Annotated in this window: 25 protein-coding genes and 2 tRNA genes; 19 read left to right on the plus strand and 8 right to left on the minus strand. The window is 40.6% G+C overall.

Going from position 1 to position 23,368, the window contains the following annotated elements; all coding sequences use genetic code 11:
• Positions 1-30 precede the first annotated feature (30 nt).
• The 3 genes from FY557_RS20375 to FY557_RS12765 all read right to left on the minus strand — a co-directional run bounded on the left by FY557_RS20375 (position 31) and on the right by FY557_RS12765 (position 3,135).
• Positions 31-240, minus strand: coding sequence for a DUF5808 domain-containing protein (locus FY557_RS20375; RefSeq protein WP_149247635.1), 210 nt, complete (start codon positions 238-240; stop codon positions 31-33).
• Between the two features lie 8 nt (positions 241-248).
• A complete protein-coding gene (locus tag FY557_RS12760) occupies positions 249-1,472 on the minus strand; it encodes a PolC-type DNA polymerase III (protein WP_149247636.1) in 1,224 nt (407 codons plus the stop codon).
• 130 nt (positions 1,473-1,602) lie between these two features.
• Positions 1,603-3,135, minus strand: a complete 1,533-nt coding sequence (locus FY557_RS12765) for a helicase HerA-like domain-containing protein (RefSeq protein WP_149247637.1) — start codon at positions 3,133-3,135, stop codon at positions 1,603-1,605.
• A gap of 424 nt (positions 3,136-3,559) precedes the next feature.
• Between FY557_RS12765 and FY557_RS12770 the strand changes: the two genes are divergently transcribed.
• The 7 genes from FY557_RS12770 (at position 3,560) to FY557_RS12800 (ending at position 8,731) form a co-directional block, all read left to right on the plus strand.
• Positions 3,560-4,171 carry a hypothetical protein gene (locus FY557_RS12770; RefSeq protein ID WP_149247638.1) on the plus strand — a complete coding sequence of 204 codons (612 nt, stop codon included), beginning with the start codon at positions 3,560-3,562 and terminating at the stop codon, positions 4,169-4,171.
• A gap of 10 nt (positions 4,172-4,181) precedes the next feature.
• The gene (locus FY557_RS12775; protein WP_149247639.1) at positions 4,182-4,820 is read left to right on the plus strand and encodes a hypothetical protein; all 639 of its coding nucleotides are present in this window, start codon (positions 4,182-4,184) and stop codon (positions 4,818-4,820) included.
• A gap of 13 nt (positions 4,821-4,833) precedes the next feature.
• On the plus strand, positions 4,834-5,496 hold the full coding sequence (locus FY557_RS12780) for a hypothetical protein (protein WP_149247640.1): 663 nt from the start codon (positions 4,834-4,836) through the stop codon (positions 5,494-5,496).
• 328 nt (positions 5,497-5,824) lie between these two features.
• Positions 5,825-6,229 (plus strand): hypothetical protein, encoded by a 405-nt coding sequence (locus FY557_RS12785; RefSeq protein ID WP_149247641.1) that lies wholly within the window; start codon positions 5,825-5,827, stop codon positions 6,227-6,229.
• 126 nt (positions 6,230-6,355) lie between these two features.
• Positions 6,356-6,547 (plus strand): hypothetical protein, encoded by a 192-nt coding sequence (locus FY557_RS12790; RefSeq protein ID WP_149247642.1) that lies wholly within the window; start codon positions 6,356-6,358, stop codon positions 6,545-6,547.
• A 308-nt stretch (positions 6,548-6,855) separates the two neighbouring features.
• Positions 6,856-8,265 (plus strand): MBL fold metallo-hydrolase, encoded by a 1,410-nt coding sequence (locus FY557_RS12795; RefSeq protein WP_149247643.1) that lies wholly within the window; start codon positions 6,856-6,858, stop codon positions 8,263-8,265.
• A 166-nt stretch (positions 8,266-8,431) separates the two neighbouring features.
• Positions 8,432-8,731, plus strand: a complete 300-nt coding sequence (locus tag FY557_RS12800) for a thioredoxin family protein (RefSeq protein WP_149247644.1) — start codon at positions 8,432-8,434, stop codon at positions 8,729-8,731.
• Between the two features lie 54 nt (positions 8,732-8,785).
• On the opposite strand, the gene FY557_RS12805 is transcribed toward FY557_RS12800, so the two are convergent.
• Positions 8,786-9,538 carry a nitrilase-related carbon-nitrogen hydrolase gene (locus FY557_RS12805; RefSeq protein ID WP_149247645.1) on the minus strand — a complete coding sequence of 251 codons (753 nt, stop codon included), beginning with the start codon at positions 9,536-9,538 and terminating at the stop codon, positions 8,786-8,788.
• A gap of 125 nt (positions 9,539-9,663) precedes the next feature.
• On the opposite strand from FY557_RS12805, the gene FY557_RS12810 reads away from it, so the two are divergent.
• From FY557_RS12810 to FY557_RS12830, 5 genes are all read left to right on the plus strand, one after another.
• Positions 9,664-10,104 carry a DUF6646 family protein gene (locus FY557_RS12810; protein ID WP_149247646.1) on the plus strand — a complete coding sequence of 147 codons (441 nt, stop codon included), beginning with the start codon at positions 9,664-9,666 and terminating at the stop codon, positions 10,102-10,104.
• Positions 10,105-10,208: 104 nt separating this feature from the next.
• On the plus strand, positions 10,209-11,558 hold the full coding sequence (gene rseP / locus FY557_RS12815; RefSeq protein ID WP_149247647.1) for an RIP metalloprotease RseP: 1,350 nt from the start codon (positions 10,209-10,211) through the stop codon (positions 11,556-11,558).
• A gap of 79 nt (positions 11,559-11,637) precedes the next feature.
• Positions 11,638-11,711, plus strand: a tRNA-Asn gene (locus FY557_RS12820).
• A 195-nt stretch (positions 11,712-11,906) separates the two neighbouring features.
• Positions 11,907-11,980 (plus strand) — tRNA-Asn (locus tag FY557_RS12825).
• 104 nt (positions 11,981-12,084) lie between these two features.
• The gene (locus FY557_RS12830; RefSeq protein ID WP_149247648.1) at positions 12,085-12,714 is read left to right on the plus strand and encodes an SOS response-associated peptidase family protein; all 630 of its coding nucleotides are present in this window, start codon (positions 12,085-12,087) and stop codon (positions 12,712-12,714) included.
• Between the two features lie 207 nt (positions 12,715-12,921).
• Here FY557_RS12830 and FY557_RS12835 read toward each other — a convergent pair whose 3' ends face one another.
• The gene (locus FY557_RS12835) at positions 12,922-13,161 is read right to left on the minus strand and encodes a hypothetical protein (protein WP_149247649.1); all 240 of its coding nucleotides are present in this window, start codon (positions 13,159-13,161) and stop codon (positions 12,922-12,924) included.
• A gap of 267 nt (positions 13,162-13,428) precedes the next feature.
• Between FY557_RS12835 and FY557_RS12840 the strand changes: the two genes are divergently transcribed.
• On the plus strand, positions 13,429-15,954 hold the full coding sequence (locus FY557_RS12840; protein WP_149247650.1) for a DUF5686 family protein: 2,526 nt from the start codon (positions 13,429-13,431) through the stop codon (positions 15,952-15,954).
• Positions 15,955-16,377: 423 nt separating this feature from the next.
• On the opposite strand, the gene rpmA is transcribed toward FY557_RS12840, so the two are convergent.
• Positions 16,378-16,635 carry a 50S ribosomal protein L27 gene (rpmA, locus tag FY557_RS12845; protein WP_027387413.1) on the minus strand — a complete coding sequence of 86 codons (258 nt, stop codon included), beginning with the start codon at positions 16,633-16,635 and terminating at the stop codon, positions 16,378-16,380.
• 28 nt (positions 16,636-16,663) lie between these two features.
• Positions 16,664-17,053 carry a 50S ribosomal protein L21 gene (gene rplU, locus FY557_RS12850; RefSeq protein WP_146940402.1) on the minus strand — a complete coding sequence of 130 codons (390 nt, stop codon included), beginning with the start codon at positions 17,051-17,053 and terminating at the stop codon, positions 16,664-16,666.
• A 180-nt stretch (positions 17,054-17,233) separates the two neighbouring features.
• On the opposite strand from rplU, the gene FY557_RS12855 reads away from it, so the two are divergent.
• Both FY557_RS12855 and FY557_RS12860 read left to right on the plus strand, forming a co-directional pair.
• Positions 17,234-18,121, plus strand: a complete 888-nt coding sequence (locus FY557_RS12855) for a metalloprotease (RefSeq protein ID WP_149247651.1) — start codon at positions 17,234-17,236, stop codon at positions 18,119-18,121.
• A gap of 112 nt (positions 18,122-18,233) precedes the next feature.
• A complete protein-coding gene (locus FY557_RS12860; RefSeq protein WP_149247652.1) occupies positions 18,234-19,325 on the plus strand; it encodes an acyltransferase family protein in 1,092 nt (363 codons plus the stop codon).
• On the opposite strand, the gene FY557_RS12865 is transcribed toward FY557_RS12860, so the two are convergent.
• Positions 19,322-19,567 carry a hypothetical protein gene (locus FY557_RS12865; protein WP_149247653.1) on the minus strand — a complete coding sequence of 82 codons (246 nt, stop codon included), beginning with the start codon at positions 19,565-19,567 and terminating at the stop codon, positions 19,322-19,324. The genes FY557_RS12860 and FY557_RS12865 overlap by 4 nt on opposite strands.
• A 158-nt stretch (positions 19,568-19,725) precedes the next feature.
• On the opposite strand from FY557_RS12865, the gene FY557_RS12870 reads away from it, so the two are divergent.
• The 4 genes from FY557_RS12870 (at position 19,726) to FY557_RS12885 (ending at position 23,351) form a co-directional block, all read left to right on the plus strand.
• Positions 19,726-20,307, plus strand: coding sequence for a tRNA-(ms[2]io[6]A)-hydroxylase (locus FY557_RS12870; protein ID WP_149247654.1), 582 nt, complete (start codon positions 19,726-19,728; stop codon positions 20,305-20,307).
• Between the two features lie 6 nt (positions 20,308-20,313).
• Positions 20,314-20,931 (plus strand): DUF502 domain-containing protein, encoded by a 618-nt coding sequence (locus tag FY557_RS12875; protein WP_149247655.1) that lies wholly within the window; start codon positions 20,314-20,316, stop codon positions 20,929-20,931.
• A gap of 175 nt (positions 20,932-21,106) precedes the next feature.
• Positions 21,107-22,192, plus strand: coding sequence for an FAD-dependent oxidoreductase (locus FY557_RS12880; protein WP_149247656.1), 1,086 nt, complete (start codon positions 21,107-21,109; stop codon positions 22,190-22,192).
• 1 nt (position 22,193) lies between these two features.
• A complete protein-coding gene (locus FY557_RS12885; RefSeq protein WP_149247657.1) occupies positions 22,194-23,351 on the plus strand; it encodes a pyridoxal phosphate-dependent aminotransferase in 1,158 nt (385 codons plus the stop codon).
• Positions 23,352-23,368: the final 17 nt, after the last annotated feature.

Raw genomic sequence — 23,368 nt, forward strand, 5'->3', positions numbered from 1 at the left:
AACAGAATAAAATACTTTTTAAAAGCAATTTTAAAGAATTTTATTTTGGCTTTTTAGACAATTCCCAATTATAAAAATAAGGATTAGAATTACTGAGAACGCAATGACAGAGCGAGGATTCGCAAAATTCACGGTCCATCCGAAGCCATATCTTTCAGGCGGGAAAACCCTTTTATCTTTTTTATTGTAATAAAAGAGGCCGAACTTCCAGAATAAAGGATTTCTAATGGAAGATCTCATCAGAACAGCTATTTCGGTAACGGTAGAGTTTCAAAATCTCCGCGGAGTAAGGCCAGCTGCAGTTCATTCACCAAATCTGAAGACTGATAAAGCAGATCAATTTTCAGTTTCATAAGTTTGCTTAAAGTCTGAATCTGGGTAAAAAGTTCGTAAAAGCCGTACGATAGGACTTTTCCGTTTTCAATAATCAGGAATGATTTTTCACCCAGTCTCCTGCCCGGCCCGAGCCAAAGCTCATTCCGTTTCTTAAAATCAATTCTCTTTTTAAAGGTATCTATTTCTTCATATTCTTTAAACTTTCCGATAAACTGTACCGCCTTTGATCCCTGGGTAAAAGACCTGAACCTCAGGATCGGTTTTTCCTGCTTATTCAGCTTGTTCTTTTCTACTGCATATTTTCCGTTCCGGTAATACAGCCCGAAAGGCAGGACTTCCCTTTTTTTGATACCTTTTGAATTTAAGATCAGCTTGGCAATGATATCCGTTCCGGTAAGCTCATAATTGATCTGCCCGACTTCCTGCTGAATGGGTTCCCATCTTTTGGATTTGGAATTAAAAACCTTTTTTGAAAACTTGTTAATATCCTGTACATAATCCGAAAAGATAATTTTCCCCTCTTCATTCTGGAAATAGACAAACCCTTTTTCATTGGGGAGATCCTGGGTCAGCAATTTGATTTTGTTGATATACGTCTTGGCATTGGTCTCTTCGTGGTGCTTCTGGATAATCTCGTTTTCGGTGTCTTTTGAAACAAGCAGCTTAAAAAGCTCCAGGGTTGCCCGGGCATCACCATCTGCACGATGATGGTTCGTCAAAGGGATACCCAGCGATTTCACAAGTTTTCCAAGAGAATAGCTAACCTCGTCTGGAATCAGTTTTTTTGCTAAAGGAATCGTATCTAAAGTATTGATTTTAAAGTCATATCCCAATCTTTGAAAAGACTGGCGGAGCATTCGATAATCAAAGTCAATATTATGTCCGACTAAAGTGGTATTGGCGGTAATTTCCACAATCCGGCGTGCAATTTCGTGGAATTTAGGTGCCGTTTTCACCATCTTGGGTGTGATGTTGGTTAATTTCTGGACGAAAGGGGTGATATCGCTTTCTGGATTAACCAACGAGATGAACTGGTCGACAATCTTCTGGCCGTCGTACCGGTACACTGCAATATCAATAATGCATTCTTTTCTGTAACCTGCACCATTACTTTCTATGTCAATTATGGAATACATTTAAAATTATACAATATTCTTTTAGATTAATAACAAGCCTGCTTTTCTTCAAAAGTATGCCGATATATTTGCACAACCTGTGCCAACAGATCATAAAAACGGGCCAATCCTGCTAAAATAGTAAAAATATTTATCTTCTCCTTCCTCCCAGGCCCAGCATTCCCAAAATAGCTTTCGCTCCTTCACGCATCAGCGTACTTGTGAATGTTTTCCCGGCTTTGCTTTGCAGGATCTGCTCAAACATTCCGGGTTCTTCTTTTACCGACTTTGTTTTCTGGTTACGGCTCGTTTCCGCTTCCTGAGCAGCCTCATCCATCCTTTTTACAAGAATCTCATAAGCCGATTCGTTGTCTACCACCTTTTCATATTTAGCGACTAAAGCGGAGCGGCCTGTTAATTCGGAAATTTCCGCATCATTCAGGACATCCATCCGCGATTCGGGTGAAATCAGGTAAGTGTGCACCAGCGGGGTCGGAATTCCTTTTTCATCCAAAGCTGTTACAAATGCTTCCCCGATTCCCAGATTCTGAACGAGCGCCGACGCGTTATAAAAGTCAGTTGTGGGATAATTTTCCACCGCTTTTGAAATCTCTTTTTTATCTTTTGCCGTAAAACCTCTCAGTGCGTGCTGGATTTTCAAACCCAACTGCGAAAGAACAGACTCCGGAACGTCGCCGGGAATCTGCGTGATGAAATAAATCCCAACCCCTTTCGAACGGATCAGCCTGACCATGGTTTCGATCTGGGAAACCAGGGCTCTGGAAGACTCGTCAAAAATCAGGTGGGCTTCATCGATAAATAAAACCAGCTTAGGCCTTCCGCTATCGCCTTCTTCCGGGAATGCCATGTAGATTTCCGCAAAAAGCGAAAGCATAAAGGTAGAAAACAATTGAGGCTTACTCTGGATATCCGCTACCCTTAGAATGTTTACCACGCCTTTGCCGTCCCTGGTCTGCAGCAGATCATGAACATCGAAACTCAGCTCCCCGAAAAAACCCGAAGCGCCCTGCTGCTCCAAAGCAACAATAGCCCGTAAGATAGCGCCGAGAGATGCTGATGCAACAGATCCGTAATTGGAAGACAGCTCTGCTTTTCCCTGTGGATTTTCAGTAACATACTGCAGCACTTTCTTCAGGTCGTTCAGATCAATTAAAGGCAGGCCTTTGTCATCACAGTATTTAAATACAATCGACATGATGCTTTGCTGCGTTTCATTCAATTGTAAAATTTTACTTAAAAGCACAGGCCCGAATTCGGTAACTGTCGCTCTCAGCTTAACACCCCTCTCGCCGGAAATAGTCATTAATTCTACCGGAAACGCCTGCGGATGATAAGGCAGTTGGGTTTTGGCATATCGTTCCTGAATCGCCGGATTCTCAGTACCCGCTTCGGCAATCCCTGAAAAGTCACCTTTGATGTCCAGCACCAGAGACGGGATTCCCTGATGAGAAAGCTGTTCTGCAAACACCTGCAGCGTTTTGGTTTTACCTGTTCCCGTTGCCCCGGCAATAAGCCCATGACGGTTAATTGTCTTTAATGGAATGGTAACATTTACCTCCGGGACCACTTCCCCATTCAGCATTCCCTTTCCTAATATAATATGATCTCCTTTGGGATTATATCTTACATTTAACTCCTTAATAAATTGTGCTTTATCTGGCATTTGGATTTTTTTATTTTATAAATATAGGTTTTTTGCAAAATACAAGCAGGAAAATACTTTTTTGTCAATATTATTTTCCACAGACCACTGGATTAAAACATATTATGCTTCGTATATAAAATATTCAAACATTGTGGTATACAACCTATGAAATATATGATTTTTATCAGGAAAATATCAAAAAAAATATTTTTTTATCATGGAATTTTACACGAAAAGATGAGTTATCACAGAAGATATTATTTTCTTTTAGACCGCAAGTATGCACAGCCATGGACTTTGCAAAAAGAAATGAAATAAAAAGGTCGATTCAATGTCAAAAAGAGGTGAAATACACTCTTAAAACACTAATAGTTAATCATTTGTATTTTTATGAAAAAGAAGTATCTTTGTGCTCTTAAAAATTAATTTATCCAATACTCAGATGAAAAAAACACGGCTTCTCGCAATTTTATGCATCTCTGGCTTTTCATTTGCTCAAGTAGGGAACGTAGGAATCAATACAACGACTCCACGTGTAAAGCTTGATATTGCAGGAACTTACAAATCCAGTAAAATTATGACCGGCAGCAGCAGTTCGATACCGCCTATCAGTTCAGTAGAAAAGGACCGTTACCTGCTGCTCAGCCACAGCATATCCGACAATACGGTAAAGAAAATCAATCCGGGACAACCAAATTCTCCGGGAATTGCCAGTATCATTACTTATTCTCTTAATAATGTACAGGGTGACTGGGTAGAAAATTTTAATACCAAAATCAATTCAAATGATTATTCACTGATGGTACTTTCAGCTTACTTTGACCGGGATGAATTTGGAGAGAACATTGCCATTCCATCCTATGGCGTAAAAAGTGTGAATAACGAATGGCAGATTTATGCAGATTATTCCCAGCTGGCTTCTACTTCAAACGGCGTATGGACGATTGTATGTGCAGTATATCCTAAAACATACGTAAAGATTTTCCCCGAACAAGGACCATTTGACCTTGGCGGCACAACAACAGGATCAGACAATGCTCCCATTCTACCATAAAATCAATCCTATGAAAAAGAATTTCTTATTGATCTCCTTATTATTCTCTGTACTAAGCATGGCTCAGGTCGGTATCGGTACAACATCTCCTGTCGAAAAACTTGAAGTCGCAGGAAGTATGGCCGTGAGCCAATCCGTAACTATTGATCCGACAGTTTATGTTAACAATGCATCAGGATTTACGATTTTAGGAACGGACCCTTCATCAAACACTGTAGGCGGAGAAGTAATGTCTGTAGAAAACATGTATACCCCACTTATCGTACAGCCCTATTCTATTACCAATATTTACAGAGACGATCTTAATGATGTAAATCTTAATATCCCTACAGATAAATACTTTATCACCATTGCCAATTTTGAGGCCATCCCTGCATCCGGGAATAACGGTATTTATTCTCCTCTAGCCAATCCTGTGACCAATACCAACAGAGGACATTTTATATTAAATGTTTTCGAATCAGGACAAAACTGGCATGTCAATATAGGATACCCTACGCTCAATACTCAAAATACCACGGACCGGTATACCTACAATTTCGATATCATTATCTATTCAAAAAGATTTTATAAAAACCTTGGAATCATCAACGTTGATTTTAACGGAGCTAATAATGCGTCTGCCACTTCGGCACCAAGCGGAATCTAAAACCATCATTGTCATGAAAAGTATTTTATCCATCATAGTACTCATATGTACGTCCCTGATTCTTACGGCCCAAACCAATGGGGTAGGAATCGGCACCAATACCCCGACCCATACCCTAGAAGTGAACGGAAATACAAAACTCAGCGGAAATCTTTATTTCGAGAATCCGGGTAATTATACCGGGAGCTCTGCCGGCTCTTACTTTCTGGTGAGGGATAACAGCGACAACGTAATCAAAAGATACGTACCGGCAACCTCTGCCTTCAGTGCCATTAACAGTACGGTATATTCTATTATCAACATCAGCACAAGTGGGATAACAGATTTCGATACCGGTATCCCGACAAGCAAATACCATGTAATTATCGGGGGCTTTATCGTACGAGGACAAAATAACGACTCCAATATAAACATTACCCGCCCGAATAATCTGGGTGACTATATTCCTCAATATTCAGCACGTTCATTTAAAGGTATGAATGCAGCGGGGGTTGAGACCTGGAGGATTAAATTTACGCCAAACAATGGACGTATATTTGACCGTACCGCTGAAATACGTCTCAGCGTCAGTGCTTACCGTCGAGATATGCTTACCACGATCAATAACCAGATTGATTATAATATGAACGCCGTAACCAATGGTGTAGCCTCAATACCGGCACCGGCACTGCCTTAACCTAGCTGATATTGTATAAAAATAAAGCATCGGAATCAAATGGGTTCCGATGTTTTCATTTAGAAACCTGATGAGATATTAAGGATTTGATGTAATAGTAACAAAACGTCTGAATAGAGGGTTTTCGCAGATTTATTACCGGACCATTTTTTCTATGAATACTTTTGCTGAAATAAATATTCTAACAACAGACCATGAAAAATCATCTGCTTTTTCTTTTCTGCCTGATTTTCTCTTTTACCTTTTGCCAGAACAGAAACCAACCAGCCGAGCTGAAGGTAAAAGGGGATTATATTTATCCTGCTACAAAAACCATTCTGCCCGAGCTATGGCTGGGATTTCAAAGACGACTATCGTTTCCTATAACGCAGCCGGTACCGATGTTGGGATAAGTTATATCCGGCAGTCTTCAAAAAAAAGCAAAACGGTTCTTACCCTTTATATCTATCCTAAAAAATACATCGACAATCAAATACTCCGGGATGAATTCTATTCTTACGGTGATGCCCTAAATCAGAATTCCAAGGATAATGTGGAGATAAAACCTTCTTTCGGAACACTTTCCGGTGACAGCCTGAAAGTGAGCTACATCTATTCGGTTTTCAATAACACATTGGGAGAGCGTAATTTTTTCAAAGGGATAAAATATGTCAATAAAAATTCGCTCCTTTCCATTATGAGTGCGGCGGATGGACCTTTAAATAAGGGCTTCCAGCGACAATACGACTCCTGAACAACTGAAAGAACTGAAGGATAAAGCTGAAAATTATTTTGGGGTTCTGCAGATTGCTTCTGTAAAGCCACTGCTTATCAATAAAGTTCCGGATATCATATTATCGGCTTCCGTAAAAGGGATTCCATGATGGTGCATGCCATTTCAGAGGCGGCAAAAGCGAAGATTGTTTACCTTTCAGAGAACCCGGATAAGAAAGAAGTACGCACCGGTTTCCATGATATTAAAATTGATTCCGAAGTATATGTCCTCGAAAAAATGCTTGGGTATTTCCAGGCCCACGAAAAAGACCGGCCGATGCATCCGGATATAAAATAAGTATTTTGAAGAAATGACGAAGATTTCCCGGAACGGAAAAATGAAAGATCATATTTATGAAATGTACCATAACCTGGTCGATTACCCTGCGGGTGAGACAGGAAAGCAGACTACGTTCAGTTTAAAATAGACCAGAATATTTCTGAAGATACGAATGAAATTTTCTATAAAGTATTCTACAATCTAGAGCAGACTTTACTTTATAGATTTATTCTATCAATATCCATTTTTTATTTTTAGTGGTATTAAAAAAATAAACCCGATTTTTGTATTTCAAATAAGAAACATTAAACGGATACAATCACAGAATGAAAGTTGAACAAATATACACGGGATGCCTGGCTCAGGGTGCGTACTACATCGTATCCGAAAATGAAGCCGCGATCATCGATCCGCTCCGGGAGGTAACGCCTTACCTGGACCGGCTGGAAAAAGACAAGGTTACTTTAAAATATATTTTTGAAACCCATTTTCACGCAGACTTTGTCTCAGGACATCTGGATCTGAGCAAAAAAACGGGGGCTCCTATTATTTATGGGCCCACAGCCCAGCCTGAATTTGAAGCCATTATTGCCGAAGACCATCAGATCTTTGAAATCGGAAAGATAAAGATCAAAGTACTTCATACTCCGGGTCATACCATGGAAAGCACAACCTATCTGCTGATTGATGAAAACGGGACCGAAACGGCTATTTTTACAGGAGACACTTTATTTTTAGGTGATGTAGGAAGGCCTGATCTTGCCCAGAAAGCAGGCAGTGTTACCCAGGAAGACCTGGCAGGCATTTTATATGACAGCCTGCAGACAAAAATCATGCCTCTGGCCGACAGCATTACGGTATATCCGGCACACGGTGCCGGTTCGGCATGCGGGAAAAACATGCAGAAAGAAACCGTTGACCTTCTCGGTAATCAGAAAAGAACGAATTATGCCTTAAACCAGCCGGATAAAGAGTCTTTTATCCGCGAAGTGCTGGACGGCCTTACCGCTCCTCCCAAATATTTCGGGATGAACGTGGCTTTAAACAAAGGCGGTTACGAAAGCCTTGATACCGTAATGGATAAAGGGCTGACGCCAATTCGGGCAGAAGACTTCGAAGCTTATGCGGAAGAAACCGGAGCATTGATCCTGGATACAAGAAGTCCTGTGGATTTCTGCAAAGGATTTGTCCCAAACTCCATTAATATCGGCCTGAAAGGTGATTTTGCGCCTTGGGTAGGTACTTTAATTGTCGATGTAAAACACCCTTTACTCCTAATTGTAGATGAAGGAACAGAAGAAGAAGCCATTACCAGACTGAGTCGTGTAGGTTTTGATAATGTGGTTGGCTATCTGAAAGGCGGTTTTGAAGCCTGGAAAAACAGTGGTGAGGAAACCGATGAGGTTAACAGAATTTCTGCCGAAGAATTTACCCGACAGTTTACAGAACAATCGAAAGTAATTGATGTACGTAAAGTTTCCGAATATTCTGCAGAACACATCGACAATGCTTATAATAAACCTTTAGATACCATCAGCGACTGGGTAAAAACCATTGATGATGCCGAACATTTTTTCCTTCACTGTGCGGGAGGCTACCGGAGTATGATCGCGGCCAGCATCCTGAATTCCCATGGAATCCGGAATTTTACGGAAGTGGAAGGAGGCTTTGGAGCGATTAAAAAGACAGGCAGCTTACCAACATCAGATTTTATCTGCCAGTCAAAAGTGATCTGACCTGGAATGGAATTATTTTTGTAATCATTCCTTTACATAACAAATTCAATACACTCTAGTTTATAAAGAAAAATATTTAAGACACCGGATCCGGTACCCTTCGGATTATTTTAAGTGATTTAAATTTTATAAACTAAAGTGTTTCTTTTAACTAAAAACCAATCCTATGTCACAAAAATTTCAGGAAATCATTGATTCCGAAAGACCGGTCCTGATCGACTTTTTTGCCACCTGGTGCCAGCCGTGCAAAGTACAGTCTTCCGTACTGAATACCGTAAAAGAAAACGTAGGCGAAAATGCCAGAATCATTAAAGTGGATGTAGACCAGTATCCTGCATTGGCCAGCCAGTACGGGGTGCGCGGCGTACCTACCCTGGCGATCTTTAAAAAAGGAGAGATCCTGTGGAAAGAAAGCGGTGTACATGATGTAAATACCTTAACACAGCTTTTAAAACAATATGGTTAAATAAAGGCTAAGGCTGAGACTGAGGCTCCTGAATCTCGATCTTAGCCTTACTCTTTATAATTCAATTGAAAAAGAATCGCGGTCATTCAGAAACCGGAAATGATTCCTGAATTCTTTCAGTTCTTCTAAATTTAATTCCGCTGTAACGAAATTACCTTTTTTCTCAGATATCTCAGTTCCGTCTGCAAAAAAACAATGGGAGCTTTCCTGATAAAACAGATTATTTCCATCGGTCCCGATGCGGTTTAATCCAAAAACAAAAGCCAGGTTTTCAATAGCTCTCGCTTTCAGCAGATGTTCCCAGGCTCCTACTCTTTTTTCAGGCCAGTTGGCTATATACAAAACGACATCGTAATCATCATTATTCCTTGCGAAAACCGGAAAACGGAGATCATAGCAGACCTGAAGCAATATTCTGAACCCATTGTAGTTTACAATCACCCTTTTCTTTCCCGGACTATATACTTTATCTTCTCCCGAAAAGGAAAACAAATGCCTTTTATCGTAAAAATCGATATGGGAATCCGGATGCACGAAATACATCCTGTTATAAAAATGGCCGTTGTCTTCTACGGGAGCACTTCCGCAGAAGGCTGCATTATTTTCCTTCGCCATTTTTCTGAGGAATTCCAGCGACTCCAGGTTCCGGTCGGAAACTTCCGCAGCATCCATGCAGAAGCCTGTGGAAAACATTTCCGGAAGCAGGAAGAGATCCGCCTCCTGATGCTGTAATTCTTCTTCAATACGCTGAAAGTTTTCCGCTTTATTTTTCCAGACAATATCCAGATTCAGTCCTGTAATCTTCATAAACTTTGTTAAAAAACTTCCATAAAAATACGATTTTCCAATGATTTCGGTTTTATTTTTGTTGAGGATGTTTTGTTTTTAAACAACATTATATCTTTGAATAATAACAATTAAAAAATAAATATATGAAGAAACTGGTTTTTATGCTGATGCTGGTTTTTGCCGGTACTGCAGCAGATGCTCAGGTCTGGACAGGCAAAGGAGATCAGAAAATCAATGCCGGACTCAGTGCCTGGGGATACGGCACAGGACTTACCGGGACTTATGACTACGGTCTTAACGGCTTGATTTCCGTAGGAGCCGGACTGAATGTTTACTTTGACAATTACAAGGATAATGATGATGAAAACCGGGTCTTCGCTTTCGGAAGGGTAAATTTCCATTTGAAAGATGCTCTGCAGCTGCCTGAAAAACTGGATATCTATCCCGGAGTTGATATAGGGGTTGTGGGAAGGAACTTCGGGCTTGGTGCACACATCGGCGCCAGATACTTTTTTACCGAGAGAATCGGCGTTTTCGCCGAAGTCGGCAACAATGGCAGTCTTGGTGTTTCCATTAATTTATAATATATCATCGCTTTATATGACAAAGCTTCCCGTTTCGGGAGGCTTTTTTATTTGGCATAGTTTTGAGAATTGTTACCTTTGCAAATTAAACATACAAAGCATTAATGGAAATAGCAATCAAACTGTTTCAATTTATATTGAGCATTTCTATCCTGGTCATCCTTCACGAACTTGGGCATTTCTTACCCGCCAAATGGTTCAAGACCAAAGTTGAAAAATTCTATCTTTTCTTCGATCCATGGTTTTCTCTGGTAAAGAAAAAAGTAGGTGAAACCGAATACGGGATCGGCTGGCTTCCTTTCGGAGGATACGTCAAGATCGCCGGAATGGTGGATGAAAGCATGGATACCGAACAGTTGAAACAGCCTGCGCAGCCTTGGGAATTCCGGGCAAAACCAGCCTGGCAAAGGCTGATCATTATGCTAGGAGGGGTTACGGTAAACTTTTTCCTGGCCTGGATCATTTACAGCTGCCTGTCTCTTTTCAACGGAGAAATGTATACCGATCTTACGAAATTCAACAATGGAATCGGCGTAACGGAAGCCGGTAAAAAAATGGGGTTCCAGAGCGGTGATAAAATCATCAATATCGACGGCAAACCTGCAGAGAGACTGGAGAATGCTTCTATCAATATCCTTTTGGGCGACCATGTAACCGTACTGAGAAACGGGAAGGAAGTGACTTTCCCGATTGAAAAGGAAGGGGTAGCAGAGGTTTTAAAACAAAAAGAAGCCAAATTATACATTACCCCGAGATTCCCGATGATTATTGATTCTCTGGCAAGCCCGGCGTCAAAAGCATCAGGTCTGGCTAAAGGGGACAAAGTAGTAGCCGTTAACGGGAAACCGACTCTTTTTTTCGACGAAGTAAGCAATGCTCTATCTGAAAACAAAGGAAAGACCATCCCTATAGAGGTTCTGAGAAACGGCAAACAGGAAACATTCAATGCAGCTGTTGATAAAGACGGTAAACTTGGAGTTGGGGTAGATCAGAAAGCACTGGCCAGTGTTGTAACGGATAAAAAATATTCTTTCGGGGAAGCAATTCCGAGAGGTTTTGAAAGAACCATCGAAGCTTTAACCATGCAGGTAAAGCAGTTCAAAATCATGTTCAACTCTAAAATCCAGGGATACAAAAACGTCGGCGGACCTATTGCCATCGTTAAAAATATGCCGGTGGATAAAGATGCGGACGGCAGTATTTCCATCAACTGGGCTGCTTTCTGGAGTTTTACAGCAATGTTCTCCGTATGGCTGGCATTCCTGAACTTAATTCCGATTCCGGGACTGGATGGCGGACACGTCCTTTTCACTTTATATGAAATGATCGTGGGCAAACCGGTTCCTCAGAAAGTATTGGAAAATGCACAGATGATCGGGGTTATCTTCCTGTTAGGCTTGATGTTAGTAATTTTCGGAAGTGACATCTTCAAGATCTTTGCAGGAAAATTATAATATTTTTCACTTTTTAATAAAAATATTTGCAAGGTATAAATATTCGTCCTATATTTGCACCACTTAAAACAAAGGACATTCCTCCTTAGCTCAGTTGGTTAGAGCATCTGACTGTTAATCAGAGGGTCGCTGGTTCGAGCCCAGCAGGAGGAGCAAAAAGACTTACAGTAATGTAGGTCTTTTTTTATGCTTTAAAGAAAATATTTTCCAGTAATTTAATTAATTGATAAATAGTAGGATAAGTTATAAAACCCGATGAATACAGGAAAAATATCCATATTTTTAAAATAAAAATTTGTGTAATCGCAATATTCCTTTTATATTTGCACCACTCCAATAGAGGAAAATTCCTCCTTAGCTCAGTTGGTTAGAGCATCTGACTGTTAATCAGAGGGTCGCTGGTTCGAGCCCAGCAGGAGGAGCAAGAAGACTTACAGCAATGTAGGTCTTTTTTTGTTTATGTACCTTAATTCCGGTATCCAGGCTCAGCTTGCATGTATTTTGCACTGTATTTATAAAATTTTGTATGTGCTATAACTTCAATAATAAAAAAGTCAATTTAAAGAAAGCAGTAGAGGATCTTGAAGCGGAAGGATATGAAGAGGAAAATTTTGTATTGAATGGCAGCATCAACGCATTTACCAAACAGACTGCTCCGACCATTCCCGCGGTTGTTAATTATAACGGCATCGTCCTGATGAATACGTTTTGGGGGGTTAAAGAAAATCCCGATGCCCCGACCAAAGGCAAAAACCTGCAGTCCGAAAATACCCATACCTACTACCGGAAAATCGAAAAGAACCGATGCCTGATTCCTGCTTCTTCCTATTTCGAGTATAAAAGCATTTCGGTTCCGGGAAGAAAAACCCCGGTGAAAGCAAAGCATGAAATGTTCTGGAAAGACAAAGCGCAGTTTTACATCGCCGGATATTATGATGTATACACAAACGGCAACCTGGGTTTCGGACTTGTCACCACCCTACCCAACCCCGTACAGGCGGAAATTCATAACCGGATGATTATTACCCTTGATGCGAAAATGGGAAAAGAATTTCTGGAGCTGGAGCCTATTGAGAAATTCCAGTTTCCGAATTATTCGCCCGATCTGGAATACGTTAATCTGGAACCGGAAAAAACGCCCCATACTTTGTTTTAGCATAAAACAATAATCAAATGAATAGGCCGAAAGAGGAAAGCCGGCTGCCGGGAGCTCCCTTGTCAATACATTTGTTTCCAACATAAGGCATTCAATTTAAGCCCTGATCGACCAGCCTTACTCTCTGTTTTTAAACAAATTAAATATTCCCGAATCCATTCCGTTTCAGACTATAAAAAATTAAGCCCCGGTTAAGGGGCTTTTCAGTTATAAAAAGAATGGAGAAGCGGAGGATGAATCCGGCGCCGTATGAACGGTAATAATGCTGTTTTTCAGCAGTAAAGCAGGAAACATCGTCCCGAAACCGTCTTTTTCGTAATATACACCTTTTACATTCAGGTCATCCGTCAGTGCTTCGGTGATTTCCTCATGTATTTTTTTGAAATATTCTGCATTTTCAAATTCCAGGGTCGTTTTTTCAATCGGGGTCTTGATTTCTATTTTCATAATATTTAAAATTTGTAATGTGATGATCGCAACAGCACTCTGAATTGTATTGCTGAGCTGAATGATGCAAAATACAAGCCTAGCCCGGGAAGATTCATGATATTCTTTTTATTTAATTAAAACAGCTGTCAACAGGCTGCTCAACCATAGCCTTATTTCCTTACCTTTGCAGCTTTGTATTTACATCCTTTCAAATGTAAATATTATTGATGCAGGACAATAAATCTGCATGCTTTTTGTTTATGCCATAGCTTGAAGAAACAATAAATGTTAATTAATAACTCCAGATATTACCCCCTGTTTTTTTTTCTGTTTTTTACCGGATGGGTGTATGCACAAAACACAGCCAGCGGCAGGATTGTTGACGGGAAAACCAATAAACAAATCAGCGGCGTGGATATCTTTATCAATGAAAATGATAAACCTGCATTAACGACTGCTTCAGGGAATTTTACGGTACAATCCGACACCATTATTTATAAACTGCGATTTTTAAGAAAAAACTATTCTTTGGAAACCATAGACGTAGCACCTGAAAACGCTTCGAATATTTTTGTAAAGCTTACTCAGGAGAAAATAAGCAGTATTCAGGAAGTGGTTATCCACAATGAAAAACCGAAATACAAAAACAAGAAGGAGAATCCTGCCTATGCGATTATGCAGAAGGTCTGGGAACGGAAAAGAAACAACGGACTCGATAAATTTGATACGTACACTTTCAAGGAGTATGAGAAGATCCAGTTTGACGCCAACAACCTCGACAGTGCTTTCATGAAAAGGAAAATCTTTAATAAACTTGAATTTATTTTCGATTATAAAGATTCCACGGCAAACGGAAAATTAGCGCTTCCTGTGTTTCTGAACGAAGCGGTTTATGAAAATTATGGTGAAAACAGGCCGGCAAAAAGAACCAAAAAGCTTTTGGTTGCGCAGAAAACTTCCGGTTTCCAGGATAACCAGATCATTACCTTAACCGCAAAAAATCTTTACCGGGATATCAACATTTATGACAATACATTAAACTACTTTGACATCGGCTTTCCCAGCCCGGTCGGGGAAACAGGTTTCAGCACGTATGATTATAACCTGATTGATACCATTTCGATCCGCGGGGAAGAAGCTTATAAAATCCGTTATCAACCTAAAAGAACGGAAGTATTGGCATTTCAGGGCTATCTGTATATTGATACCGACAGCTATGCTGTCCTCGGAGCGACTTTAAAATCCACACAGAAGATCAACGTCAATTTTATCAACGGGATTTCCACAGAACTGGAATATGACAATCCGGACGAAAATACATTCCTGCCCCGAAAGGTGATTACGGAAATCGAGATGACCCCTTTTTCCAAGAAGAAGTCAGCCAAAAGCATCGTAGCCAAGCGAACTGTTGATTATTCGGAATACCAGTTTAACAAATCTCTTGAAGATAAAGTTTTTAAAAGACAGGAAGAAGAATACGAGGATAATTTTGTTGATAAAGACGAGGCCTATTGGATAAAAGCAAGGCCGGATTCCCTATCAAAGAGCGAACAGGGCGTTTATGAAATGCTTGATAAGCTCCAGGAGACCCCGAAATTCAACAGGATTGTAAAGCTTTATGAAACATTGGCGTCAGGATATTATCACATCGGTAACGCCATAGATTTAGGCCCTATTTTCTCTATTTACGGAAAGAATGAAGTGGAGGGCGACCGGATCAGGATCGGAGCAAGAACCTATTTTACCCGAAATGACCCCTGGAGGCTTCAGTTTTACACGGCATACGGGTTTAAAGACCACCAGGTGAAATATGGCGCTGAAGCACGGTATATGTTCAACAGGGTAAACCGATTTACCATCGGTGCAGGAACAAGGAGAGATATTCTTCAGCTTGGGGTTCAGCTGACGAATGATGACGGAATTATGGCCAGAACCTTTGCTTCTTCCACGATTTTTGCAAGAGGCGAAAACGCTTCTTTGAGCTCGGTAAACCAAACCAATGTGTTTACCTCGATCGAACCCTGGAAAAACTTCCAGATCAGACTGGACGGAACCATGCAGAGTATTAAATCCGCCAATCCATCAGGCTTCAATCTGATGTATTACAAGAATGGAGACCTGAGAAAAACAACCAACGATTCTCACTTCACCCTAAGCCTGATTGCCAGGCCCGGCGCTAAATTCTCACAAACCGGATTGGACAGGACCGAACACGGAACCCTTGCTCCGACAATTGTTTTAAAATATACTAAGGGGATAGAAGGACTATTCGGATCGGACTTTAATTATAATAAATTACAGTTTTTATTCTATAAGCCGATTCTTATCGGAAGCTGGGGTAAATTAATGATGAACTTTGAAGCAGGAAAAAATTTCGATACCGTACCGTTGGCATTACAGAATATAATACCGGGGAACCAGTCGTATAGCTTAGCACAAAATACTTTTGCACAGCTTAACTATTATGAGTTTGTAGCGGATACCTATACCACGCTTCATTTGGAGCATCATTTCAACGGAAAGATACTTTCTTTTATTCCTTTGATCAAGAAATTAAAACTGAGGGAAATTGCATTCATCAGAGGGGCCTACGGAACATTGAGTGACGCGTCGAAAGCCATTAATGTAGAAGGATTCAAATATTCCGCACCCAGCGAGCATATCTATTACGAATACGGTTTCGGGATTGAAAACATAGGTTTCGGAAACTTAAGGATTTTCAGGGTGGATTTTAACTGGCGGGGAAACTATCTGGACCGGCCGGATATTTCAACCTTCGGCGTGAAAGCAGGGTTCCAGGTGAACTTTTAAAATACAAACTCCTTCATAGCGAAGGAGTTTTTTAGTATAAAAGATATTTTATAAACAGGGTTCAATACAGGTCAGAGGTTTTGCCGGAGCACTGAGACAAGCAATTTCACCCATTGTCAGGTATTGATAAAGTTCTTCACAATTTGATGCAGGCCTTACTTTACCCAGCCAGCAGCGCACCTTTAATTGATTTTAATTCTTTCTTAGTTAATCTTTTCAGACTCTCCATAATATTTATTTTAATTTGATACCTAACTCTATATTGCCCTTCAGTTTCCGCAGTATATTAGTTATTTAACAGTAATCCAAATACAAAATATTTCTTTACAACGATTAATGATGAAAATTTTAACTTTAATGAATAAGGAGATAAAAAAAACCTCAGCAGATGCTGAGGTTTTGATTTTTTATAAAACGCTGTAATTATGCGTTTGCTTCTACAGATACGAAAGATCTGTTGTTTGCTTTCTTTCTGAAAACTACTTTACCGTCTATCAAAGCGAACAAAGTGTGATCTTTACCGATACCCACGTTTGCACCCGGGTGGTGTTGCGTACCTCTTTGTCTAACGATGATGTTCCCGGCAATAGCCTCCTGACCACCGAAAATCTTTACCCCTAATCTTTTGGAGTGAGATTCTCTACCGTTCTTGGAACTACCAACTCCTTTCTTATGTGCCATTTTATTTTAAGGTTTTTTGGTTTTACAATTATTCTGCGCTTTCAGTTGCTTCAGCGTCAGCTTTTTTAGTTGTCTTTTTAGCAGGCTTTTCTGCTTTCTGAGCTCCTTCAAATCCTGTAATACCAGTGATCTGAATCTGAGTTAAAGATTGTCTGTGACCGTTTTTCACTTTGTAACCTTTTCTTCTTTTCTTTTTGAAAACGATTACTTTATCAGCTTTTACGTGATCCAGGATCTCTGCTTCTACAGTGATTCCGCTTACAGCTGGGGCGCCTACCGTGATTGCTCCGTTTACAGTAAGAAGTACTTTATCGAAAGATACTTTACCTCCTTTGTCTCCTGCTAAACGGTTTACAAACAGCTTCTGGTCTTGCTCAACTTTGTATTGAAGCCCTGCTATTTCTACAATTGCAAACATTGTTTATAAGATTTTTAGTTATTTCGAGGTGCAAATATAAGAAATATTTTCTAATTCATTCAAATTCAACCTCATCTTTTTTAAAAATAAAATTTTAACTATGTTCTGAATAATTTATCACAATAAAGTGATATGCTGTATCGTTAAAATTAATAACTTCGTTATACAAAATATTTATATATGAACAGAAACATCCATCTTCCCATTCTAGTGGGAGCCATTGCTGCACTCTCATTATCAGCATGTAACGACGACAATATGGAAACACCCGTACAGCCTGAACAGCAGACGGAGAACCTGAAAATCGACCAGCCCAACGCGCTTGAAAAAGTATGTTATTACGTAGACCAGTACTGGAGCTCCTCATCGGTACTGCTTACTTCGCTGCAAAATTCGACGGATACCAACTTTATGAATTCCCAGATGACGAAAATTGCAGGCATGTGGGGCAGAAGCAACCCGACACTGCGATTCGTGAACGATCCTTCGAATTATAATTCAACCTACAATGCGATCTCTTATTCTACAGGGAAAATCTATTACGGCTATGCGATTTATTATGATGCAAAATCCAAAGGCGGGGATATCGTCAATGCGATGATCCTTGCTCATGAATATGGCCACCAGCTGCAATATATTTTCGGGCTTCCATCCGTCACCGAATCTACGGCAAGACCGAATGAACTGGAAGCCGACGGTTTCGCCGGGTACTACTTAAGAAGACCAAACGGCTATAACCAGACCAGTTTTGCGCAGATTGCTGCCGCCTATGAATTTGCCCAGAGTATCGGAGACTATCAGACCAACAGCGCCGGACACCACGGCACACCGCCACAGCGAAGATCGGCCGTACGTCTAGGATTCCTGTTGGGTCAATACAGCCTTACCGCTGCGGACTTCGATTATAATTTCTTCTATTATTATCAGGGCGTACTGAACGGAACTTATAAAATGGCAAAAAACTCAAAATATCCTGAGCTGGATGCCTATATGAAACCTTATCTGGATGAAATCAAAAAACTTCAGACCGGCGAAATTTCTGCTGAAGAGTTTAAAAATTTAAAGTAATCATCATTTTTGAAATATCTTTTCTTGAGAGGCAGGGCATTGTTCCTGTCTCTTTTTATTTATCCTGAAAATTCATAAAGTTTATTTACTTTTGAAACCTCATCTATACGCAATGAAAAGAGACCTCTATATTGATTTTGCAAAAGGACTGGCGACCCTTTCCATTATATTTATCCATACGGCATTCTGGTCGGGGCAGTTTTACATCCTGCCGGAAATCAGGATCTTTTCCCTGGTTTTTGATGTTGCCTTATTCTATGCGCTGAGCGGGATCACCTCAGGTTCAAATATCGGGAAAACCTTTTACCGGCTCCTGAAACTGCAGATTACCTACATGATTTTTGTGACTCTGCTGTTCTTCCTGGATTATCTCTTTAAAGTGTTCGGACTGACTTTCTTCTCGTTGGAATGGCTGCAGAATTTCTATTCGACTTTTGGATCAAAATATGCCACAACCAGCATTTCCACTGTTCCACAATGGGAAAATCTGGGCAATTGGTATCTCCATCAGTACACCAATGCCGATACGTTTCCTGTGGTGATGGGAAGCTTCTGGTATTTAAAGGTATACTATATCCTGACGGTTTTCGGAGTGCTTATCTTAAAATTTTTTCCGAAACATATCAACTGGTTTATCGGTCTGTGCTTAGGATTGACTCTATTATTCAATATTTTCCCTGAAATTTATCCGTCCGGACAGGTAGGTTATGTGGCTTTTTACATGACAATTTTCCTGATAGGAAATAAAATGAAAGGAAAAAAGATTCCGGTAAAAGCCATTCCCGTTCTCTATGCAGCCGTTGCGGCGGCATTGGTCGGGCTATTCTCATTTTATGGAAGTGAGATTTTCTTTAAAATCAGCAAAAACAAATTTCCACCCCAAGCACCTTATATAATATGGACGCTGTTTTCACTGGTAACGCTTTTCGTTTTCTATAACAGATTAAAGGTCACAAAAGAGAATTTTGTGACCTATATTGGTAGAAATGCCATATTTTTCTATTTCGGGCAAGGCATCAGCTCATCTCTGATCTACTTTCTGGTGGTTCCTTTAAAAGACAGTATGCCATGGTGGCTTTTAATGATTTTAATTTATAGTATAAATATCATCCTGGCATTCATCATTTCAGCCGGCCTAAGAAAAGCAGATAAAGCAGGCTGGAAAACCCTGGAATTCCTGAGAAGCAAAACAGCTGAAAATTAAACTCTTCTTCTTCCGCTTCTGGCAATCAGTGCAATAATGATAATGAGAAGAATGGCTCCTCCGATAATATACATCGGATCTGTATACCATTCTGTGGTAGTAGTTGTCTTCTGCTCTGTGGTTACTGCTCCGCCTCCTGTCGTAGTCGTTTCCTGAGCAAAAGCTAAAACAGATGTTCCCATCGTTAAAATCATTAATAATAAAGCATTCACTCTTGATCTGAAGTTGTTGATTGTTTTCATAACTGATATTTTTTTAGTGATTTTTTAAGTACTAACAAAAAAAATACCATCTCAATGAAATATTATAATTAGAAAATAATTTTTAATGTAAAATTTTAAGTCTAAATAAAACTTTAATCGTATTGCAAATTATTTTAATTTTACACAAAATTTAAAACATGTTTAAGTTGAAACTTCCTACCGACCCAAGGTGGGCAAATATTGCGGAAGGGAACATCGAAGAAATTTTGACGGATCATGCCTGGTGTGAGCAGAAAGCAGCTACCAACGCGATTGGGCTGATTACCATGTTGCCGGAATATCCGGAAATGGTAACCGAGCTTCTGGCCATTGCGCAGGAAGAACTGGAGCATTTCGGGCAGGTGCATGAGATTATTAAGAAAAGAGGATACATTTTCGGGCGTACCCGGAAGGATGACTATGTAAACGAACTGGTACAGTTTATCCAGAAAGGCGGCAACAGGGATGATCTGATTATCGACAAAATGCTTTTTGCAGCCATGATCGAAGCGAGAAGCTGTGAGCGGTTTAAAGTCCTTACAGAAAATATTAAAGATGAAGAGCTGAAGGTATTCTACAGGGAACTGATGATTTCCGAAGCCAATCATTATACCACGTTCATTGGTTTTGCCAGACAGCTGGGTGATGAGCAGAAAGTAAACGCAAGATGGGAAGAGTGGCTGGAATATGAAGCCCGGGTGATCCAGTCTTACGGAAAAGGAGAAACAATCCACGGATAAAACAGAGTGAAAAAACCGACGTTTGAAAATATTGCCAATCTGTTCCTGAAAAATTTCTTTCAGGGGTTAGTGATTATTGGTCCGATCGGGCTGACGATTTTCGTGATCTGGTATGTTGTAACGTCGATCGATAACATTATCCCTTCTGTAGCCAGGGAAATTCCGGGGCTGGTTTTTATTTCCACCATTTTAATAACGGCAATGCTGGGTTTTCTGGGCAATAAGTTCGTGGTAGGCAAATTCTTTTTTGATTCCATGGACCGCTTGCTGGAAAAAACCCCCGGCGTAAAGCATATCTATACCCCGACGAAAGATGTGATGTCTTCCTTTGTAGGCGACAAGAAAAAATTTAATGATCCGGTCTGGGTGAAAACCAATGAAAATCCTGAAATCTGGAGAATCGGTTTCTTAACCCAGAAAGAAATGGCCGATGTAGACAAACACAATTACGTAGCGGTATATCTGCCGCATTCGTATGCCATTTCAGGCTGGGTAATCGTTACGGAAGAGAAAAACATCAAACCGGTAGTGGGTATGACGGCAGCTTCCGCTATGAAATTTGCGGTAAGCGGCGGTGTGGCAGGCTTTCATTCCGATGACAATATTTTTAAAGCACCGGAATAAGTGTCTTGCATGGGATAATATCATCCTGATGTTATCTGATTAACTTTCAAAAACTTTGGCTAAAGCCACTTCCTTTTCATTAAAATCATTTTGCCGGACATCGTTTTCCGCCATTTGATAATTTTTAATGAAAAAATCACATCCTACAACAAACAAAAACCAACAACCAATAAAGATGGGCAAAGCTGCAATCATAGGTGCCGGTGTATCCGGACTGAGCATGGCGAATTATCTGGAAAAAAACAAGATCGATTATCACCTGTATGAAAGAAGGACTCCGAATGACCTTAAAGGACACGGTTTCATTCTTCCCAAAGAAGGCATCGAATTCCTTTCCAACATTATTAATATCGACGACCTTTATTCAAAAGGAAGTTTCCTTAAAAAGTATATCCACTATAACCAGTCAGGAGAAATCATCTCCGAAAAAGATCTGGATAACGTCTTTGTGGTTTCCAGAAGCGCGCTGATTGAAATTCTTGCCAAAGGCGTTCCTGCAGATAAGATTTCCTATAATTCCACTGTAAGGCTGGACGGCTTCACCAATGGGAAAGCTGAAATTACCGTAGATGACAGCGAAAAAATGGAGGCAGATGTGGTAATTGCTTCCGACGGATCAAGAAGCCGCATCCGGAGAACGATTTTCCAGGAAGAATCCATGAAAGCGGTATTGGAGAATGAAGTGGTCAATATTATAGAAAATGAAGCACTGGCCGGCGAAATTGAAAGCAACTTCCTGAAGTTCCACCACGAGAACGGCGGTCTTACTTTTGGGGTTTTGAAGCTTTCCTCTTCAAAAATCCTTTGGTACTGCCAGTTCGACATTACCAAGTATTTCATTAATGAAGATTATACCCCCGATTGCATCAGACAGTTCATGCTCGATAATTTCGGAGCCTGGAACCCGCTGATTTCCTCCATTATCGAAGGCTCCAGCTACGAAAACGCCCATATCTGGCGTGTCTATGAACTTGAAAAGCTGAATCCGTTCTATCATCAGAACGTGGTGTTCATCGGTGATGCGGCCCATCCTTTAATTCCCTTTACCAGCCAGGGTGTGACTTCTGCCCTAAAAGACTCTTTCACCCTGACGAATCTTTTAAAAGAAGGAAACTCTATTCAGGAGACCTTCCAGAAATATGAAGAAGAAAGAAGGCCTGAAATCGACATCCATATTGCTAACGGAAGAACCTTACTGGACCAGTTCCTTTTACCGCTGCACGAACAACCGAAAAATACGTTACCCATCTCATACAAATAAAATGTTTACAAATAAAGATATCAATTTTGAAGCCCTGAAAAGAAAAGCCTATAACGGAAGATGGGCAACCCTTAAGGACGGCATTATTCCGTTAACAGCGGCTGACCCCGATTTCAGAATGTCGGCAGAAATAGAAAACGGAATTATTGAATATATTAAGGACGGCTATCTCAGCTACGGCCCTTTTTCCGGAATCCCGGAATTCAAAAAAAGTGTCGCCGAGCATTTTAATATTGAGAAAAAGGGAAATTTTACGCCGGACAATGTTCTGGCCGTTAACAGTGCTGCCCAGGGAATGTTTCTGATTGCCAAATACGTCCTGAATCCCGGAGATGAAGCCATTATCTTCGATCCTGTGGATTTCCTGTTTAAAAAGACCGTGGAAGCTGTTGGCGGAAACATCAGGCTGTGTGCGGTAGACTCCGTAACCGGCGACATCGATTTTGAGATGCTGGTTTCCCTGATTTCACCGAAAACGAAAATGATCAGCATCTGCAACCCGCATAATCCGGTAGGAAGGGTTTATTCCAAAGAAATCCTGAAAAAGATTTCAGAAATTGCCGCAGCCCATAACCTGTGGGTGATGAGTGACGAGATCTGGAGCGATATTGTATATGATCAAAGGGAATTCAATACCTATTCATCCGTTTCCGAGGAAGCCAGACAGAAAAGCTTTACCGTATTCGGGTTTTCAAAGTCTTTCGGTATTGCTGGCCTGAGAATAGGTGCCGTACTGTGCAATGATCAGGATTTACTGGATGACTTTACGGAGAAGTCGCAGTTCAATTCGACCATCGAAGGAGTCTCTACCCTATCGCAAATCGCGGCAAGTGTTGCGATTGACCGGGCAAAGCCTTGGTTCAATGATTTCCTTACGCATTTGCAGCATAACAGGGATCTGGCGCACAGCATGCTGAGCAATTCAGGAATTCTTACCCCTAATCTTCCGGAAGCCACATTTGTTATTTTCCCGAAAATCGAAAACGGAATGTCAAGCGACAAATTCGCCCAACATGTTCTAAAAGAAGGAAAAGTAGCCGTTGTTCCGGGTTCGGAAAGGTGGTTTGGAAAAGGTGCGGAAGGACATATCCGGATCTGTTTCTCCACCTCTCAGGAAATCCTGACGGAAGGACTGAAGCGATTAATTAATAGTTTTTAAACATAATAAAGGAACTC

Source organism: Chryseobacterium sp. SN22 (genome assembly GCF_008329705.1).
Classification (GTDB): Bacteria; Bacteroidota; Bacteroidia; order Flavobacteriales; family Weeksellaceae; genus Chryseobacterium.